Below are 20,360 nucleotides of genomic sequence, written 5' to 3' on the forward strand. Positions count from 1 at the left end.
GAGAGGATGATGAGGATGAAACAAATCGCAAGGATAATTATTTTTTTTCTTTTGATAACAACCATGATTGTACCACCGAATACAAGTTATGCTATAGGTGAATTCACTTTGCCACCACGAACAGTTAACTATGATTCTGCGACATCTGGCGGAACGTTGACTTTTGAATTTCAAGTCAGTCCAATTTATTATGACAATGTGGTGTACTGGGTAGTCACTCCCGACACAGTTACATTAAATGCAGCAGAAATTCAAGCAGAATCTTCTGGAAGCACTTATCCTGGAGGTAGTATTGGGTATACCACTTCATTGCAAAAAGCTACTGAAAATGACATAAGCTCTGGGAGAAGCTATAAACTTCACTATGTAATTTCTAACTATGGTTCACTGCTACCTGCGTCACAAGGAGAACTATCATTTGACGCTATGTCTTTTGTAAATGAAACTCCAGTGCACAATCCTAGTGGAACAGGCGATTTTAGTATAGATGTAAGTGCCGATACACAAGGAACGATTTATGCTGCGTTATATCTACTAGGCTCATCTCCTACAAAAGATGATATTATAGATAGTCAAGGAACTGCATTGGCTTATGATTACAAGATTATCACAACACCAGAGGAAAAAGTGACATTAGATTTTACTTATAGTGGGTTAATGCTGAACCACGAATACTCAGTTTATATTGTAAGAATGGATTCAAATGGAAACTATTACTTTTCTGATTCGCCATCGGTTTCTCCATTACAATTACCAAAGGTTGAATTTACAAATGCAGTATATAGCAACGATACATTATCAGATTTAACAGACGATTACATTAGCATTATTTTTGATGAAGCGCTGACAAACCCTGGAAATATCGATGATTATTTTATTCAAGTAGGCACAGGTCAAGGAGAACAGTTTGAACCTTATAATTTCTCCTTTATTCCAGGAATCGACTACACGTTTAAAAGTTATGATCCAAAAACCTATACAGTTCACTTAGGTGTAACGTCAACAGGATTAGAAAAATTGAAAAGCTTATCATTGAATTCATCTAGTGTTATGCAAGTTAGAGCTAATGCAGTAAGTACTATTAGACCAAGAGTGCCTGACAATGTGTGGGTAGATATTTCTCCATTTGATTTAACAGTTATTAACAGGCAAAATAAATCAAAACTCATAACAGCAGTTTATGATGAGTTTGAGACTCTAGATGTAAATGATGATGGTATCTTACTAGGATTTGATTCATCTGATGTAACTGAAATCGGCAGTACCACAGATTATGAAGTAGCTATAGATACTCATTCTAGCAATGGTTTTGTTTCAGCAGATTCCGTTTTAACAGCAAGTGACTATACCGTAACACCTCAAAATGGTGGTGTAAGATTAAACTTTACAGCAACAGGTTTAACTAAATTGCCAACATCAGGACTATCATTTTGGCGTGTAACTATTGTCAATCCTAATAATTTAACACCGAATGTAGATCCAGATGGTAAAGTGGTTACTTTTTCAAGAAACATTATGCCTTCCCCTCCTCCTAATAGCGGAAATGGTTCTTCTAGCGGTAACTCATCTAATAAAGATGACAAGGATGATAGAAAGCCTATTAAAGCTCCAGTAGTCGAAATTACAACTCCTCAAGTAGAAGAAGAATTTTCTCAACAAATTAGTGACCAAAATGGTACTAATTCTCCAGTATTTACAGATACTGAAAATCACTGGGCAAAATCAGATATAGATTTTGTAATACAAAGAGGTCTTTTTAGCGGAACAGGAGATGGAAAATTCTCTCCAAATATGCCGATGACCAGAGGAATGTTTGTAACCGTTCTAGGAAAGCTAGCAAAAGTAGACTTAACTAGATTTACATCTAGCTCATTTAAAGATGTAAATTCAGATGCTTACTACCTGCCATATATCCAGTGGGCAAATACCTCTGGAATAGTAAATGGAATATCTTCAGAAGAGTTTGCGCCGGATATGGAGATTTCTAGAGAGCAAATGGCAGTTATGCTTCTAAACTATATTAAGGCAATGAATATAGACCTAGCTAAGCTAAATGAAGAAAATCAATTTTCTGATACAGATGAAATGAGCATATGGGCAAAAGAAGCTGTAAAGGCTATCCAAATGTCAGGCATACTATCAGGAAAACCAGACAATAAATTCGACCCGAAAGGAATAGCAACAAGAGCAGAAGTGAGCTCTATGCTTAGAAGATTTATAGAGCTAATCGAAGGAAGAAACTAAATGTTAAAAAGACTCTATAAAGTAGAGTCTTTTTAACATTTAATAGTTTTTTTCGCTTATTGTTATATATAAACAGCTTTTCATAGTCTGCAAAAACACCGTCAATAATAAGCCTATATTTATATAGTAATATGAGCGAATCTGCTCCGTAGAATAAATCAAGCTAAATCCAATGTAAATAATAGATACTGCCATTTGAAGAGCAAATATTTTCATCCAAATTGCATCTTTATTTTCCGATTTTAATTTTACAAATAGCTTAATACCAACTATCAGAGCAATTATTGCTACAACAGCAATGGCTCCTAGTTCATAGGTCGCAATAGGATAGTTTGCTTCCCATTTCTGATTGGTATAAACTACATGTCTCATCATGCCCATTTTTCTAGTTGAAAAATATTGTACCAAAAAAACAATTGCTAGTATTATTAGCTGTAAAAAGCTGAGAATATGGTTAACGATTTTATTCAATTAAATTCGTCCTTTCAACTAGATATTTTTTATTTTGGTTCAGAAAATAGCTGTACCCATATAAATCTTCCTGGCTGGTACTCCACTATTCCAATACCTATATCCTCATAGTTATCCCTAAGTATGTTGGCCCTATGACCACTAGAATTCATCCAGTCGTCTACTACCTCAGAAGGACTACTCTGTCCTTTGGCTATGTTTTCTCCCATAGAAACTGCAGTATACCCTAAATCTTTAGCTACTGATGAAAAATCTCCATATGTTGGTGAGGTATGGGCAAAATAATTGTCCTCAAACATATCCTTAGCTCTAAACTGAGCTATTTCTTCTAATTTAGTGCTGCTACTTAACTCTTCTAAGCCTAGGCTAGCTCTTTTTTTATTAACAAGCGATATAACCTGATCCTTGTATGAATCTAGTGTGGCATTTACAACTGTACCAGATTGAAATTCTCCATACTCACTAGAAAAATTTAGCTGGGACATACCTGTTTCCTCTACAAATGATTTTTTAGAATTAATAACTACTAGTTTATTGGCTGAATCCCATACGAGCGAAATATCCATGAGAATACACAGCTCTCTTAGCTTGAAATAAGTTCTCCCATCAATGACATAGGCAGTTAGCTTAACTCTATTATTATCTTTGTATAAAGCAAAGCTACTTAATTCTCCTTTAGCTCCAACTAATGTATTTTCAGCTAGTGGTTTAGCTCCTGAATATGATGCTGAGGATTTTATATTTACAGCTTTTTTCTCAGCGTCCCATACCACATCAAACTGCTTTGGACTTTTATTTAAAAGCCATGCCATATCTATTAATTTGACATAGTTATGTCCGCTTATATTATAGGTTTTTAAAGCTATGGATTTACCATCAATATTTAGCTTTGACTCAGTGACTAAAGCTGTAACTGGAGTAGCCCCATAAACATTTCCTGCTATAGGCGCTAAAGCAATCATCAAAATCATAATAACTATAAATAAATTAATTTTTTTCATGTTTTTCTCCTAACTTAATAAACACCCTGTAAAATCGTGATAAACTTAACTCCTATCATATCAGTTTCATCAAAATTTGTTAAGAGATGTCCTTATATTGAAAATATATTGTTGACATTTCGTAACAATTCAATTATTATAACTTTTAATTATTACGCTTTAAATTGGTCCTGTGAGGCCAGAAAGAGGTATGTATGCAAAAACAAGGGATAATTATGCCTACGCATATCTTGAGGGAAGTATGGCTCACATCTAAAAAAGTGAGATACTTCCTTTTTTGATACACAGCTTCGAAGTAGTAATACACAAAGAACAAGGAGGTAAATATGAAAGCAAAGTTAATTTTAGAAAATGGACAGGTATTTGAAGGCAGAGCATTCGGTCATATTGCCACCTGTGTGGGCGAAGTTGTGTTCAACACAGGTATGACAGGCTACCAAGAAATACTTACGGATCCATCTTATTATGGGCAGATGGTTACTATGACTTATCCTCTGATTGGCAACTACGGCATAAATCTCGAAGACAACGAGTCACAAACAGCCAAGGTAAGAGGATTTATCGTAAGAGAAAGATGTGATGACTCAAGCAATTTCAGAGCTGAAATCGAGCTTGATAAATATTTGAAGCAACAAAATATCATCGGTATCGATGGCATAGACACTCGCTCTCTTACAAAAATTCTTAGAAATAGCGGCACTATGAAAGGTATTATAACTGCTGAAGAGTTATCAGCTGAAGATATTCAGAACTACTTTGAAAGCTTTGACAATACCTACGCTGTATACGAGGTATCTGTAAAGGAAAAAGAGATTCTTCCTCCTCTTATTTCTGATATGGACCCTAAGGATATTGTTTCAATTTCAGTAATGGATTTTGGTGTAAAAAGAAATATTCTTACCAATCTTCGAAAAAGAGGCTGTCAAATAACACTCTATCCTGCTGATACTAAGGCAGAAACTCTTCTTTCTGATAACAGTGATTTAGTTTTTCTTACAAATGGGCCTGGTGACCCTGAGGATTTAACTGAAATAGTTAATGAAGTCAAAAAAATCATAGGCAAAAAACCAGTAGCTGGTATCTGTCTAGGTCATCAGCTTATCGCTCTTGCGATGGGCGGAAGTACTGAAAAGCTAAAATTCGGCCATAGAGGCTGCAACCATCCTGTGAAGGATATCAGAAAAAATAAGGTGTATATTACATCCCAAAATCATGGATATCACGTTTCTAAACTTCCTGAGGATTTTGAGATAACACATATCAGCCTTAATGATGAATCTGTAGAAGGCATGAAACACAAAACTCTACCTGTTTTTTCCGTGCAGTTTCACCCAGAAGCTTCACCTGGTCCAGTAGAGAGCAGTTATCTCTTTGATGAATTCATTGAGCTTGCAAAAATAAAATTGTAAAAGTAGGAGGAAGACTATGCCCATAAATAAATCCATTAAAAAAGTACTTGTTATCGGCTCTGGCCCTATTGTAATCGGTCAAGCAGCAGAATTTGATTATTCTGGAACTCAAGCCTGCCAAGCTTTAAAGGAAGAGGGAATAGAGGTAGTATTAATCAATTCAAACCCTGCAACCATAATGACAGATGCTGAAGCTGCAGATAAAATATATATTGAGCCTATCACCTTAGATTATGTGAAGAAAATAATCGAATTAGAAAAACCTGACAGTCTGCTTCCCGGAATGGGCGGACAAACAGCTCTGAATATGGCACTTGAGCTTCATGATCAAGGTATACTAGATAGCTACAACATAAAAATTATTGGAACTAGCATAGATGGTATAAAGCAAGGCGAAGACAGATATCTTTTTAAAGAGCTCATGAATCGCATAGGCGAGCCTATGATTCAGTCAGAAATATTTACAGAGCTAGAAGCTGGTATCACCTATGCTAGTCAAATAGGCTACCCTGTGATAGTAAGACCTGCATATACGCTTGGCGGAACTGGGGGAGGAATAGCTGAAACTGAAGACCAGCTAAGATTAATTATGAAATCAGGACTTTCTTACAGCCCTGTAGGTCAGGTTCTTATAGAAAAAAGTATAAAGGGCTGGAAAGAAATAGAGTACGAGGTAATGAGAGATGCTAACGGAAATAAAATTTCTGTATGTAATATGGAAAACTTTGATCCTGTAGGTATTCACACTGGGGATAGCATAGTAGTCGCTCCTAGTCAAACTCTCTCAGACAAAGATTACCAAATGCTTAGAACCTCATCACTTAAAATAATAGAAGCTATAGGCATAGAGGGTGGCTGTAATGTCCAGTTTGCCCTTAACCCAGACAGCTTTGAATATGCTGTAATAGAAATAAATCCTAGAGTGAGCCGTTCATCAGCGCTTGCTTCTAAAGCCACTGGCTATCCTATTGCAAAGGTAGCTGCGAAAATAGCACTTGGATACAGTCTGGATGAAATTAAAAATGCTGTGACTGGAGTAACCTATGCTTGCTTTGAGCCTAGTCTAGATTATGTAGTTGTGAAAATACCAAAATGGCCTTTTGAAAAATTTGCTAAAGGTGAGCGCAGTCTAGGCACCAAGATGATGGCAACTGGAGAAATTATGGCTATAGGCAGTAATTTTGAGGCAGCCTTTTTAAAGGGCATCCGCTCACTAGAGCTAGGTCAATATCATCTAAAGCACAAAAGCTATATGAACCATTCTATCGATGCTCTAAAAGAGCTTGTGATTCATCCAGATGATGAGCGTATTTTTGCACTAGCTGAGCTTATAAGAAGAGAATATAAACTGGATATGATTTCACAGATTACAGGCATTGACCCGTGGTTTTTAAAAAAGCTCCAAAACCTTATAGCTCTAGAAACTCAGCTTGAGAGCTTATCCTTAGAAGACATTGATGAAACTATGCTGAGAATGCTAAAGAAAAAAGGTTTTTCAGATATGGGCATAGCAAAGCTTACAGGCTCAACAGTTGCCTCTGTATATGATAAAAGAATTCAGCTAGGTGTAAAGCCTGTATTTCATATGGCTGATACCTGCGCAGGAGAATTTGAAGCTATCTCCCCATACTATTATTCTAGCTATGAAAGCTACGATGAAGTCAGTGTAAGTGACAACAAAAAAGTAGTAGTTCTCGGCTCTGGTCCTATACGTATAGGCCAAGGTATAGAATTCGACTATGCTTGTGTACACTGTGTGAAGGTCCTTAGAAAAATGGGTATTGAAACCATAATTATAAACAGTAACCCCGAAACGGTGAGCACTGATTTTTCTATAGCGGATAAGCTTTATTTCGAACCTCTAAGCGAAGAGGATGTACTAAGCGTCATAGATAAAGAAAAGCCTGATGGAGTAATCCTGCAATTTGGAGGACAAACTGCTATTAAGCTGGCGGATTTTATAAGTTCAAAAGGCATACCTATATATGGAACCAGCGCTTCTCAAATAGATCTTTCAGAGGACAGAGAAAAATTCGATGAGTTTTTAGAAAGCCTTGATATCAAGCGTCCTAAAGGAAAGGCAATATTTAACCTAGAAGATGGAATTAAAACAGCAAATGAGCTAGGATATCCTCTGCTTGTAAGACCTAGCTACGTGCTAGGAGGTCAGGGTATGAAAATCTGCTATGCTGAGTCTGAGCTTACAGAGTATCTATCAAATGCCTTTAAAAAGGATGATAAAAATCCTGTGCTTATAGACCAGTATATTGTTGGAAAAGAGCTTGAGGTCGATGCCATATGCGATGGAGATTCAGTTCTGCTTCCAGGTATAATGGAGCATATAGAGCGAGCTGGCATACACTCAGGAGACAGCATGACTGTTTATCCCCCTCAAAATGTGAGCTCTCATATAATAGAGCAAATCACAGAGGTGACTCGTAAAATAGCTCTTGCTTTAAATGTCAAAGGCCTAATAAACATCCAGTATATAGCTTATGAAGAACAGCTCTATGTAATAGAAGTAAACCCTAGAGCTTCAAGAACTGTACCATATATATCAAAGGTTAGTAACGTCCCTATTGTCGAGCTTGCAACACGTGTATCGATGGGTGAAAGACTTTTAGATTTAGGCTACGGCGAAGGGTTATATAAATTGCCGCAAATTATAGCTGTAAAAGTTCCAGTTTTTTCTACTCACAAGCTTCCAGATGTGGAGATTTCTCTAGGGCCTGAAATGAAATCCACAGGAGAGGTTCTTGGAATAGGAAAAACCTATGCGGAAGCTCTTTATAAAGGATTTATAGCAGCAAAAAATGCTCCATCAAAACCAAACCCAACTCTACTTCTTACACTAAATGATCAGGAAAAGCTTCTGCTAAAAAAAGAAGACTGCCCTTCTCAGTTTAATTATTTAGCTACTGAAGGCACCTGTAAGATACTAAGAGAATTAGGCATACCTGCTAAGCTAGTAAAAAAACTAGGCTCTGGTCAGCCTGATGTAATGGACATGATTATAGCAGGAGAAATCGACCTCATAGTCAATGCTCCTACTCTAGGCGATGACTCAAGCAGAGATGGTTTTCTAATGAGACGTGCCGCTATAGAAAGAAATATCCCTGTGTATACGTCTATGGATACCTTCAGAGCTTGGAGCTATGCCCAACAAAGCATTTCTGGCGCTGATGTTACAGATATATACGATTTAAAAAAATATAGCTAAAAATAATAAAAATCTACTCATAAATACAAGCAAATTTCTTCTGTAACATAAATATTAGTTTATTATCAAAAAAGACTCAGCTAGATTCAAGTTTTAGAATCTTTCTGAGTCTATATTTTATTTGAAATATTAGTCCGCATAGTTAAGTCCTGAGAAAACCTCAGCTGCAGGAAGATTTAATTCTCTAATCGTATCAAAGCCATCTACTGCAACCCATCCCTCTTGTCCATCTGTTGTTTGAATCATACACCATTCATGGTTATCTGTGTAAGAAATAATAACCTCTTCATCTGGCAATAGTTTTAGCACTTTTGTTTCGTCTTCTGGAGATTTCTGAAGCTCTATTTCTTTAAGAACTGTAACCTTTGCATCCATTTCATAAAGAGTTTTTTTCTTATTTAGAAGATAGTGGTGCTTTGAAAGTCCATATTCATCTTCATAAAACCAAGTATGTAATATTTCCCCTCTAGTTTTGGTAATTACCTTTCCCATTCCCTCTATCTTCATATCTCCGACCATGCCCTCGCCGTACTGATGCATAGGTCCATAAAAACCTGATATATATCCTATATTTATAATTTTCTCTCCATTATAATAGTAGAATCTAGTCGCCTCGTCATTGCTTGGTCCATACTCGCTGATTGCAATCTCCTTGATACCATCTTTGTAATCTATGTCCACTATATTAAAGTCTGGCTCTATATTATTACCTCTTACATCTATCTTTGCATCACCTATCTCTAGACTATACTTATAGGTTTCGGAGCTTTTTAGAGTCAAGATTATTTTTTCATCGACTTTGTCTTCATTTAAATCCGCATATTTTACTATCTGACTGTCCATATGAACTTCTTGTTCTTCTTGGCTATCTGGGCGTAGCTTGGTGCTTACATCATCTTTGTTTATAGGCGTACACGATATCACCCCAAGACTTATAAAAAATACAGCGATTATTGCAATCAGATTTTTATACACCAAGCTCACCTCCTTCTTAAATTTATATCAAGACATCAATCTTAGCCCATTTGCCTTCTATATCCTTTACTTCTTTAGAAAAATTTAGGTTTAGTGGGGTTTTAAAAAGTGGCCCATCGTAAACTACAGTATGGTACTCTCCGTTTTCTCCACATACGTCAGCCCCTGTTTTTTCGATTTCTTCAAGTAGTTCATGACTGAGGTCTCTTCCTAAAAATTCTGGGCTCATCATAGTTTTATTTACTACTACTATCCTTGCTTTGAATCCAAGGTCTATAAATTCCTTCACCAGTTTTTCCCTATCTTCCTGCCATAGTGGAAGAACTGCTGTCATCTGAGCTTTTTCACAAACTGTCTCTTCCCATTTTCTATGTTCATCTAAATCAATGTCTCCAAATATTCCGTACTTTATGTCTTGGCTTTTAAACGCTTCTAAATTTCTTACAAATACAGCCTCATAATCTTCAAATTTAGCTCGCCCTATTGTAGATTCTAGGTCTAATGCATTAACTTGAGCCTTTATTATATCTTCATTTAATCTATGTGCAGAGCTGACATCATTTTCTATACTAAACATAGTAAAAAGCATCTTTGGCTTATAGCCTTGATTCATGGCTCTATAAAGAGCTAAGCAAGAATCCTTTCCTCCGCTCCACGACACAAAACAATTTTTATTCATAATATCACTCTTTTCTTATCTATGCATTTATGACAATAAAACATCTCACCCATTAATGTCACAACATATTTCTCTACATTAATAATACTCGAAAAATGGTTTTTAATACAACTATTAATAAAGTGTACATTCTATTTTAATCAATTTGATGATTTATGCAGATGCCTGAAATATAAACCACTCATCTTTTACTAAAAATTGAAATACTCCTCCATGCTTTTCAACTATATGAGCCATTGCTTTTGTCCCAAGTCCATGGCCTTCGTGTTTTGATACAGGCAAGCCTTGATAAAAGTTCGGGGAAGAATGATAAGTGTTTCGAATATCAATACACAGCTTATTGTTTTTAGAATACATACGTAGCTTTATATAGCGATTACTTACATCCTCTATATTCTCGCAGGCATGCACAGCATTTTCAAGTGCATTCGATATTAAAGAACAAAGCTCAGTATCACTAAAAGTAAGCGTGTCAGGTAGCTTTGCCTCTATAGAAAGCTGAATCTGTGATTGCTTTGCTTTAGTGTCATAGGAGGACAAAATCAAATTGACTGTTTCATTATCACAAAAACGTATGGGGGTAATTGCATCCATATCTGACTGAGCAGTTTTTAGATATGCCTGTATTTTCTCTAAAGAACCTTTTGATGCAAGCCCTTGTAAAAGATTAAAATGATGTCGCATATCGTGTCTATATGTAGCTGCATTTTGCTGAATCTGCTTAAGAGATGCAAATTCTGTCTGCGCCTGTTTAAACTGGATTTCTAGCATTTCCCTTTCTCGTTCTGTCTTTGCTTGCTTTAAAATTTCGTCATAGTAAATTAGTACAAACATAAAATAAAATGCTGAGGTAATAAATGGCATGAAATGCATAGTCGAACGTGTTTCACTATAAATATAATTAAGATTAAATGTCGCAAAATAGTCAAATATATAATAAAAAGCTGGCATAGAACCAAAAAGTAAACACGATTTAGTCGAACGATTCATAAGATGACGAACGGATTTTGCTACATATTTTTCTAATAAATAGTACATAACTATCGTAGTAACAATATACCCTATATGGTCCATAGAAGCATTTTCAAAATTTTTACCAATAACAGCTCCAATCCAACGTGGCGGTTGGCAGCACAAAAAAGATAGAAACATATTGGTCAGAGATATAAGCCAAGGTTTTTTTAGATAAATTACAATAAAAACTACAACTGGTAGATGTGAAATTATAGGGTATATCTTTAAAATCATTTCCATTCCCAAGATTTTTAAGCCTATAATTTGAAAAAGAAATAAAGCTACTGTAAAACTCCCAAACACTAGATAATTTTTTCGTGTACGAGGCATTCCTGCAAAGTTCACAGCAACAGCGCTTCCGAAAAGTAGAGCTATAAAATAGCGAGAGAACTGAATAAAAGTTTCTATCATATTTTTATTCTCCCTCCATTTGGTAATTTAGATACTGCTGCTTCATATCTTTTGCTTTACCTTGTGCTACAGGTATTGTTTCATGGTTTTGTAAAGTCACCTTAGTATTTTCAATTGTATCCACATACTGCATGTTTACAATATATGACCTATGAGTCTTCATAAAGCAAGAAAATTCCATGAGCTTATCGCAAGCCGCTGAAAAAGATTCTGTGCATTCTATTATTTTACCTGAACTTAAATGATATAACACGTTTCTGCCTATTACTTCAGCAAAAACTAAGCTAGAAATCAATATCTTTTGGATGCCTTCATTGCTCTTAACAATAATCATATCCTCTTCATTTTTTATATTAATATGATCTAAAACATCATCAAATGTAAAAAACAACTTTTCTTTTGATACTGGCTTTAGCACATAATTTACTGCTTTTACCAAATAGCTGTCTAAAGCAAATTCTGGAGACGATGTGAAAAATATTATAGGTGCAATTTTATCAAATCTGCGTATTTCCTTTGCTACATCAATTCCCATAAGTCCTGGCATGATGATATCCAAACAATATATATCAAAGACTTTACCTTTCTCAAGCGCTGAAATTAGCTCAAATCCATTTGAAAAAGCTGTGTATTCACAGCTAATATTTTTTGATACTATGTATAAATTTATAAGCTGAATCATATTAGACAGCTCATCAATATTGTCGTCACATACTGCCATATGTAGCATGTTTATCCTCCATAATTTTTATCATTATTTTTCCAAGGTAAGTTTAACATAAAAATTAAGTTCTAAAAACATGTTTCATGTCGAAAAAAAACTGTTTCATGCATAATACGGTGTATATTAAAAATTTGTGATAATTTATAAATAGCAATATACGCTCCTCAAATTAACGTAATTGAGAATTGTTAATAGATTTCATAAGCATTTTTTATACATAATAATAACTTCTAAAGGAGACTCCCTTTTATGATGCCCACTTTCATTTCTAGCATAGCAATTATTGTATTAGTCGCTCTATGGGCTATATCTGTCCAGCGCAAATTGGTTGTACTCGATGAGAACATCTGCAATGCAATGAATCAAATAGGAGTACAGCTATCAAGTCGCTTCGACGCCTTAATTTCTCTTTTGTTTTTAACAAAAGATTATGCTAGGCACGAAAGCGAAACTCTCATTGAAACCATTACCTCTAGAAGAGCAGTTATCACAGGAAAATCTACTCCTGATGATTTGCTACGACAAGAAAAAATAATTCTAGAAGCTTTATGCAGAATAACTATGATGACAAAAGAATATAAAGAATTAAATAATAATCAGACCTATATTAAAGCTATGGATGCAATACAGGTCTTCGATAATATGATACGCACAAGCAAACTTATTTATAATGACAGTGTTTCTAAGTTAAACAATGAAGTTCGTATATTTCCTACTTCAATAATTGCTATAATACTAGACTTTAGAAAAAGAGAGTATCTGATTGAGCAAACCACATCAAGCAATAAAAAATAATATATCCTAATTCATAATCTAAACTATTATCTATCAATCAAAAAAACTGTACAGTCAAAACGCTGTGCAGTTTTTTGTTTTATAGGTGTTTTCTTTATTCTTGCAAATATAAATCTATCATCGGAATCTCTGAAGGCTTCGCAAAATAATACCCCTGCACTAGTTCAATTCCAATTTCCAAGAGAATATCTAGCCCTTCTTTTGTTTCTACTGACATCACCTCTTTTTATTATTGCTGGTAAAGCACCGTTGATTCTGGAGATTTAAGAGCCTTTCTTTTTATAACTGGAATAGAAAGAATTTCAGCTATAATCTCAACATGATCCTTTATTTCTCTCTTTAGTTTTTCATGTATCACTATGCCATCTATCGAGCCATGGATAGAATCAATGCACTTCATAAGATAATCTCTAGCATCCTCTCCCATATACATTTCATTTTCCAGCCATCTGCTAGGAAGAATATGTGTCAGCGAAACTGGGTGAGATTTATGAAGCACTGCATTTGTTATGGTATCTTCAAAATGGACTCCTCCCATATAAAGTACAGTAGGCGCTTTTTCTTCAGACGCAAACGCATCCATAAGCGCATAGGCTATTACACTCGCCGCCACAGGATTGTTGTAACTTTCAGAGGTGCTTCCTATCTCTATATCTAAAAATGGTAGCTTGCTTTCTTCTATCCACTCACTTTTTCCGTCATACACTATGCCCGACCAGTGAGTTGCTTCTGTTGTCACCTTAAATTCCTCTAGATTTAGTCTTTCTCTATGATGCTCTAAAGCTCTAGCTAAATTTGTAGATGGTACAGGATTACTACGACTATATCTAGCAGATGCCAAATCTCCAACTGTATGAATGCACAGCACTTTATCAGGAGCATTTTGACCACCATGCCAATTTACCATCGCAGCTATATCAAAGTCTTCAAAGTATTCATTTATAAGTGGCAGGTAACTGCTATAGTCTGCGCAGATAACTACTTTAGTCTTTACGAAATAGAATTCATTTGAAGCTTCATCTATATATTTTAAAACCTTATATCCATCTACCTCTATGTCTGTTTCTGTCAGTTCAAAAGTTTCCATAATTTTTCCTAATACTTTCGGCGCTACCTCATCTTTACTTTCATCTATACAAAAGAAATACACTGCTTTTTTTGAAGCCATAACCTAAGTCCCCCTTCTATTGAACCTCTCATGACTGAGTCACGAGTGTACGGTCACTATTTATCAAAATCCAGCTCAGTAGTTTCATTAATACATTTAATATAGTTTTCAGGGTCAGTATCCCCTTCAGTGCTAAAAAATAGCACTGAGGAATCTTCATTTATCTCAAGCATTTTTTTAATTTCATCTAGCTCTTTATATTTGCTAATAAGGCTAAGCAGTCCTACTCCTACAGCCCCAGATTCCCCAGAGATAATCATTTCATCCCCATCCATAGGATGAGCTAAAGCTTTCATCCCTTCCACTGTTACATAATCTGGGCACGACACATAAGCATGGGCAAAATCTCTAAGTATCTGCCAAGTTACAGTATTCGGCTCTCCACAAGCAAGCCCAGCCATTATAGTGCTTAAATCTCCACCTACATTTACAGGCTCTCCAGTTGCTTTTTCTGCTGATTTATATATACAGTCTGCGGCATCTGGCTCTACAATAATGGCTTTTGGAAGCTTAGCTTCGTATTTATTTGCAAAATAACCTAGTACAGCTCCAGCCATTGAGCCAACTCCTGCCTGTAAAAATATATGGGTAGGTACAGGAAGGTTTTTATCTAGTATCTGCTCATTTGCTTCATAAGCCATCGTCGTATACCCTTGAGTAATCCAATTTGGTATTTCTTCATAGCCTTCAAAAGCTGTATCTTGGACAAATATCCAGCCGTTTTCATCTGCCATCTTACATGCAAGCCTAACTGCATCATCGTAATTAAACTCAGTTATACTGGCATCTGAACCATGAGAAAGTATGGCGTCTAGTCTGAACTTTGAGGACCCCTTTGGCATATATACTACTGACTTACACCCTAGCATCTGAGCTGTCCACGCTACAGCTCGTCCATGATTACCATCAGTTGCAGTTACAAATACTAGGTCAGCTATTTTAGCTTTCACTTCCTCTGATTTAAAGTAATTAAAATCAGCTTCATCTATAGAAACTCCTAATCTATCGCAAAGCACTCTAGCCATAGCATAAGTTGCTCCCAATGCCTTGAATGCATTCATAGAAAATCTCTTAGATTCATCCTTTACATATATATTCTTAACTCCTAATTCTTTAGCTAGCTTATCAAGAACTACTAAAGGCGTAGGTTCATAGCCAGTAAGTGAGCTATGAAGCCTTCTGACTGGTTTTGTAGCTTCATCATTTAAAAATGCTGGATAATCCTTAGTTTTTGGCGATGCACTTACAGCTTTAATCCCTTTTACTGACAATTTCAATCAAATCTCCTCCAGTTATACAGTAGTTTATTAATCTATATCCAATATGCCTTCTATATTGCTAATAAATATATCCACTAGTTCTGGATCAAAATGCTTTCCTTTTTGATTTCTTATATAGTCTAGGGCTTCTTCAGTGGAAAAAGCATCCTTGTACACCCTTTTGTGAGTCATAGCATCAAATACATCTATAATCGAAAGCATCCTAGCCTCTAAAAGAATTTCCTCTTGCTTAAGCCCATTTGGATACCCTGAGCCGTCGTATTTTTCGTGGTGATTCAGTGCTAAATTTGCTGATATTTTAAGCATATCTAAATCAGATTTTTCAAAGATTTTATAGCCTACACTAGGATGAGTTTTAATAATTTCAAACTCCTCTTCAGTTAATTTTCCAGGTTTTTTTAGGATACTATCTGGTATAGCAATCTTGCCTATATCGTGCATCATGCTTGCCATTTTTAGAATTTCAGCTTCAGAGTGTGAGAAATTTAGAAGCAAAGCAAAATTGTACATCATTTCTGATATCCTTTTTACATGTCCTGAAGTCTCTTCAAAATGATTTTCAACCACTTCTCCAAAGGTTATTATTATTTCTTTTTGAGTATTTACTATTGTGTTGTTGAGAATATAGTTATCAAGCGCTACAGAGTAATTAGTCAAAAACAAATGAATCAAATCAAAATCATAGATATCATTATTGCCTTCTATATAGATGTAGTTATTAAAGCTGTTTTTAGCATTATTTTTTATTATAAAGCCTGAGTCTACAAATATAATTTTTTCATCAGGCGTATCACTGTATTTGATTTTATCGACCACTTCTTTAAGCTCTGATACTAAGTCTATATCTTTTCCTATATAGCTTTTAAACTTTCCAGTTGCCGCTACAATTGTAGCTTTTTTATTTTTTTCTATAGTTACAAAGCCGCCTTCTTTATCTACATCATCTCTTATATATACCATCTCAGGATTGCTCTTTTGAAAATTGGAAAGCTGGACTAAAATACTGGTTAAAAATTCATTTAGGCTATTGTGCTCAAATAAGTTTGCACTTGTCTTAATTATTTTCTTCAGTCCATTTTTATGGGTGTTGATTTGGTATAAATCTCTATAGTTTCTAAGAGCTGAATATAGAGTGGTGTAAAGCCTTTTTGCTGTCATCTCTGTTTTAAGCCTATAGTCATTTATGTCATAATCTCTTATGACAGTTTCTTCTGGAGCTTGTCCTGGCTGTCCAGTTCTAAGTACTATTCTAGTCATCTTGTTATCTAGTCTTCCTCTTAGTACCTCCACTACATTAAGTCCAGAATGATTGTCCTCCATGACTACATCTAGAAAAAGTACAGCTGTATCTGGATTTTCCTCTAAAGCCCTTATGGTCTCTTCTCCAGTGTAAGTATCTATAAATTCCAGACCTTTTCCTTCAAATTCAAAATCCTTGAGCATCATTTTTGTTATGACATGAATTTCATCATAATCATCAGCAATCATTATTTTATAGTTTTCTTTGGTTTTTAGCTTTGGCTTTGAATCTTCTGATAAAAAATCCAACTTGATGTTGTCTAAATTCAGCTTTTTCTTCATACTCTCACAGTCCTTCATCTTTTGATTTCTATAATAAATTCTGTCCCCATATCAATCTCACTTTTGCAGCTTATCCTTCCATTTAGTTTTGCAGTTACAAGGTTATATACTATATTCATCCCTAGTCCACTGCCGCCCTTGCCTCTATTTGTAGTATAAAAAGGTTCAAAAACCCGCTTTTTGACTTCTTCATTCATACCTAAGCCATTGTCTTTATAGTTTATGATGAGATTTTCACCCTCTGGCACTACTGATATATTTATCTGCCCAGACTTCATATTCCTAAACCCATGAATCAAGGAATTCATGATAAGGTTTGTAAATACTTGAGAAATTGCTCCTGAATAGTTGTTGATAACTAAATCATCAGGACAATCGATTTTAAAGTCTACATTTTTATTTTTATATTCGTGTTTTAAGCTGAGCAGTATAGAATCTATATATTCCCTAAAATTAAACCTGCTTTTTTCTTCTATAGATTGGTTTACTGCTATTTCCTTAAAGCTTTTTACTAGCTCTGCCGCTCTATATAAATTGGAATTTAAAATAGCTGTAGTCTCATCTATCGATTCAATATAAGAAACTAATCCAGATTTCGAAATACTTCCCTCAAGTAGCTCTTTTTTAAAGCTTTCATTATTTGCTTCCATAAGCGAAGATGCAGATACTGCTACTCCAAGAGGAGTATTGATTTCGTGGGCTACACCAGATACTAGCTCTCCCAGTGAGGCTAGTCTTTCCTTTTCCATCAGCTCTTCCATCACTGCCTTTAAATTTTCAGTTTTTTCGTCTATGATTAAATTCATTCTTTGAGTTTCTGTTTTATGAAGCTCTTCTATTTCATTTTGCTTTTCAACTAGCTTTCCTATATAACTCTTTATATTGTCTACCATTAGATTAAAGCCCTTAATCATTTCATGTACTTCTTTAATATGTCCTCTTTTTTGTTTTATCTCTACATCCCAGTTACCAGAGGTTATTTCATTATATCCACTCGCTACCATCAAAAGAGGCTGAGTAACTTTATTTAGAATATAAATCCCTGCTATAGTTCCAAGAATAAGCATAATCATTATCATAGCAAGGCTTAAATTATATCTAGACTGAATAGAACCCATTAAATCATTCTCAGGGATTACTACTGCTATTCTCCATCTAAGTCCGTTAGGATTTTCTAGCTTTGATACCATTACAAAATTATTGCTATTCTCAATTTCTATTCTATGAACTTTTTTATATTCCAAATCTCTAGCTCTTAGTAAAGCTTCAGTCGATTTTATAAGTGGATTTTTACTGTCTTTTACTTTTAAGAGCTCACCTTTAAAATTCTTTGAATCTGTAATTACTACATTGTTATGATTTTCAGATTGAGCCACTATCTCAAGTTCATCGTTTACTATAAATACTACTCCGTTGTCTTTTATTTTGTTTTTTTGGAGAAAATCATTAATTCCATTTAATTTTACATCTATTTCAAAAACTCCTCTAAATTCTCCACTATTTCCAAATACAGGAACAGATACCGAGGTAGTCGCTTCCATTTTTTCATCTTGATTTATGTAAATATTCGACCAACTACTTGCAATATTTTTTCTTACCGGTTCATACCAGGGTCTAATTCTAGGATCGTAGCCTTCTATAGAACTTATAATGTTTGAATTTATGCTATCTCCTTCATATATATTGAGTAGTCCACCTGTTCTGCTATCCTTAAGCATAAGACTAAAATCTTTGCCTTCTCCATTATCTCTTATGCCTATATAGTTCCCATTTTCGTCTCCATAGCTTATTACGCTGATTTGTGGGATTTTTGCTTTAAGGCTCTTCATCAGACTTTTCTGATAATTTTCTATATCAGATAAATCCTCACCTAGAAACATTTTTTCGTTTGTTATAGTATAGCCTATTATCTCTGCCATGATAAGTGGCTGTGAAAGTATTGCATTTAGCTCATTCTGGGTATTATTAGTAAGAGCTTCTACTATTTTACTGCCTTGCTCTTTTGCAAGAAATTCATAATCTGCCCTATATCTCATAATAGAAATTACAAAGGTTGCTATGAGCACAATTATAAGTGGCAAAGTTACAGCTAATCTAAGAGAAATAAATCGATTTCTCATGAAGCCCTCCTTTATTACATAGGATTTATTAACAATTTTTTAGTTTTTTATACCTATTACTTATCATACTAGAAATTCATTATAAAATACAAGCCATTCAATACTTCAAAGTAAAGAAAATTAAGATATTTTACTTTATTGATAATAATTATTAGTGCTTCTATATTACTTAATAAAAGAGTATAATTTAAGAGATTCTAAAAATTAGGAGATGATACAATGTTTTTCAAAAAAGATAAAACAGTTGAAACAGTTATAAATACTGCTGATAAAGAAATCCAAGAAAAGCTTCAGGCTGAAAACGAGTTATTAAAATCATACATCAATCAAATCTATAGCCGTATGGGAGAAATAATAGAAAGTCACAATCATGTGAATAGCCAGCATTCAGATTTAGCTTCACTTGCTGAAAATATCAAAGACATAATGGAAAATGTAAAGGATTTATCACAAAATACTAATGATTTATCACTAGAGCTTTCTACTAGAAGCGACAAATTAAATAGCATATCTCAGACTTCTGTAGAAAAATCTGTTGAAGGCAATAAAGCTGTTGAGGACTTACTTTCTATGATGGATTCTCTTAAAGCTCAAGCAAAAGAATCCTCTTCATCTATGAACAGCCTCGGTGAGCGTTCTAAGCAGATTACTGATATAGTAGAGACTATAACAGATATTGCTAACCAAACTAATCTGCTCGCTCTTAATGCAGCAATAGAAGCAGCTAGAGCTGGAGAGCACGGTAGAGGATTTGCTATAGTTGCAGATGAAGTAAGAAAACTCGCTGAAAATACTACAAAAAGCACTAGCACCATTCAAGATTTAGTTATGAACATTCAAAACGAAATAGAAACAGCCTCAAAAAATAACGAGAGAAACAATTCTGCTATAGAAAAAGGTATAGAAATGAGTGAGGTTGTAAAAGAAAAGATAAAAGAAATTGTCAATGGATTTGATGAGGTTCAAAAGGAAGTAAAAATTGTAACAGACACTATAATTACTCAAAGAGACTATATAAGCAGTATTTTTGAGCAAACTCGAGTTTCAGATGATATTCTGCTAGAAATCCATAATAAATTAATAAACCATGTAGAAAGAGCTAGCAAAGTCGATACTAACCTAGAAGAAGCACTTACAAAATTAAAAAATCTTTTATAAAAAAATACCAATATGGATATGGGAGAGTTATAGATAGTTTAAATGTGGGTATACAGTCATAAATAGCTTTGTCATGAAATAAACAATATAGAATGACAGAGACAAACAGG

At 34.7% G+C, this 20,360-nt stretch carries 16 protein-coding genes; 5 read left to right on the forward strand and 11 right to left on the reverse strand.

The window, feature by feature from the left end:
• The first annotated feature begins 15 nt into the window (after positions 1-15).
• Positions 16-2,244, forward strand: a complete 2,229-nt coding sequence (locus B5X47_RS10915) for an S-layer homology domain-containing protein (protein ID WP_159446470.1) — start codon at positions 16-18, stop codon at positions 2,242-2,244.
• A gap of 39 nt (positions 2,245-2,283) precedes the next feature.
• Here B5X47_RS10915 and B5X47_RS10920 read toward each other — a convergent pair whose 3' ends face one another.
• Positions 2,284-2,715 (reverse strand): hypothetical protein, encoded by a 432-nt coding sequence (locus B5X47_RS10920; protein WP_079590182.1) that lies wholly within the window; start codon positions 2,713-2,715, stop codon positions 2,284-2,286.
• A 29-nt stretch (positions 2,716-2,744) separates the two neighbouring features.
• Positions 2,745-3,716 (reverse strand): CAP domain-containing protein, encoded by a 972-nt coding sequence (locus B5X47_RS10925; protein ID WP_079590183.1) that lies wholly within the window; start codon positions 3,714-3,716, stop codon positions 2,745-2,747.
• 326 nt (positions 3,717-4,042) lie between these two features.
• Here B5X47_RS10925 and carA point away from each other — a divergent pair, with 326 nt between their 5' ends.
• Together carA and carB are read left to right on the forward strand one after the other, a co-directional pair.
• The gene (carA, locus tag B5X47_RS10930; protein ID WP_079590184.1) at positions 4,043-5,125 is read left to right on the forward strand and encodes a glutamine-hydrolyzing carbamoyl-phosphate synthase small subunit; all 1,083 of its coding nucleotides are present in this window, start codon (positions 4,043-4,045) and stop codon (positions 5,123-5,125) included.
• 16 nt (positions 5,126-5,141) lie between these two features.
• Positions 5,142-8,345, forward strand: a complete 3,204-nt coding sequence (gene carB, locus B5X47_RS10935) for a carbamoyl-phosphate synthase large subunit (RefSeq protein WP_079590185.1) — start codon at positions 5,142-5,144, stop codon at positions 8,343-8,345.
• 129 nt (positions 8,346-8,474) lie between these two features.
• Here the strand turns inward: carB and B5X47_RS10940 are convergent, their stop codons facing one another.
• The 4 genes from B5X47_RS10940 to B5X47_RS10955 form a co-directional block, all read right to left on the reverse strand.
• Positions 8,475-9,320, reverse strand: coding sequence for an SH3 domain-containing protein (locus B5X47_RS10940; protein WP_079590186.1), 846 nt, complete (start codon positions 9,318-9,320; stop codon positions 8,475-8,477).
• A gap of 22 nt (positions 9,321-9,342) precedes the next feature.
• Positions 9,343-9,999, reverse strand: a complete 657-nt coding sequence (locus B5X47_RS10945) for a Dph6-related ATP pyrophosphatase (protein WP_079590187.1) — start codon at positions 9,997-9,999, stop codon at positions 9,343-9,345.
• A 153-nt stretch (positions 10,000-10,152) separates the two neighbouring features.
• On the reverse strand, positions 10,153-11,424 hold the full coding sequence (locus tag B5X47_RS10950; RefSeq protein ID WP_079590188.1) for a sensor histidine kinase: 1,272 nt from the start codon (positions 11,422-11,424) through the stop codon (positions 10,153-10,155).
• 4 nt (positions 11,425-11,428) lie between these two features.
• Entirely contained in the window at positions 11,429-12,154 is a 726-nt protein-coding gene (locus tag B5X47_RS10955) for a LytR/AlgR family response regulator transcription factor (protein WP_079590189.1), read from the reverse strand.
• 243 nt (positions 12,155-12,397) lie between these two features.
• On the opposite strand from B5X47_RS10955, the gene B5X47_RS10960 reads away from it, so the two are divergent.
• Positions 12,398-12,943, forward strand: coding sequence for a LemA family protein (locus B5X47_RS10960; protein ID WP_079590190.1), 546 nt, complete (start codon positions 12,398-12,400; stop codon positions 12,941-12,943).
• Positions 12,944-13,037: 94 nt separating this feature from the next.
• Here the strand turns inward: B5X47_RS10960 and B5X47_RS13895 are convergent, their stop codons facing one another.
• Genes B5X47_RS13895 through B5X47_RS10980 form a run of 5 tightly spaced genes read right to left on the reverse strand, consistent with a single transcriptional unit; the run spans position 13,038 to position 19,092 of the window.
• Positions 13,038-13,160, reverse strand: coding sequence for an EAL domain-containing protein (locus B5X47_RS13895; protein ID WP_143215813.1), 123 nt, complete (start codon positions 13,158-13,160; stop codon positions 13,038-13,040).
• A 12-nt stretch (positions 13,161-13,172) separates the two neighbouring features.
• Entirely contained in the window at positions 13,173-14,111 is a 939-nt protein-coding gene (locus B5X47_RS10965; protein ID WP_079590191.1) for a D-aminoacyl-tRNA deacylase, read from the reverse strand.
• Positions 14,112-14,167: 56 nt separating this feature from the next.
• Positions 14,168-15,388, reverse strand: coding sequence for a diaminopropionate ammonia-lyase (gene dpaL, locus B5X47_RS10970; protein WP_079590192.1), 1,221 nt, complete (start codon positions 15,386-15,388; stop codon positions 14,168-14,170).
• Positions 15,389-15,418: 30 nt separating this feature from the next.
• Positions 15,419-16,990 (reverse strand): HD domain-containing phosphohydrolase, encoded by a 1,572-nt coding sequence (locus tag B5X47_RS10975; RefSeq protein WP_079590193.1) that lies wholly within the window; start codon positions 16,988-16,990, stop codon positions 15,419-15,421.
• A complete protein-coding gene (locus B5X47_RS10980; protein ID WP_079590194.1) occupies positions 16,987-19,092 on the reverse strand; it encodes a sensor histidine kinase in 2,106 nt (701 codons plus the stop codon). The genes B5X47_RS10975 and B5X47_RS10980 overlap by 4 nt, the downstream gene beginning before the upstream one ends.
• A gap of 219 nt (positions 19,093-19,311) precedes the next feature.
• On the opposite strand from B5X47_RS10980, the gene B5X47_RS10985 reads away from it, so the two are divergent.
• On the forward strand, positions 19,312-20,250 hold the full coding sequence (locus B5X47_RS10985) for a methyl-accepting chemotaxis protein (RefSeq protein ID WP_079590195.1): 939 nt from the start codon (positions 19,312-19,314) through the stop codon (positions 20,248-20,250).
• The last annotated feature ends 110 nt before the right edge of the window (positions 20,251-20,360 follow it).

The sequence above is a fragment of the Acetoanaerobium noterae genome, from assembly GCF_900168025.1.
GTDB lineage: Bacteria > Bacillota > Clostridia > Peptostreptococcales > Filifactoraceae > Acetoanaerobium > Acetoanaerobium noterae.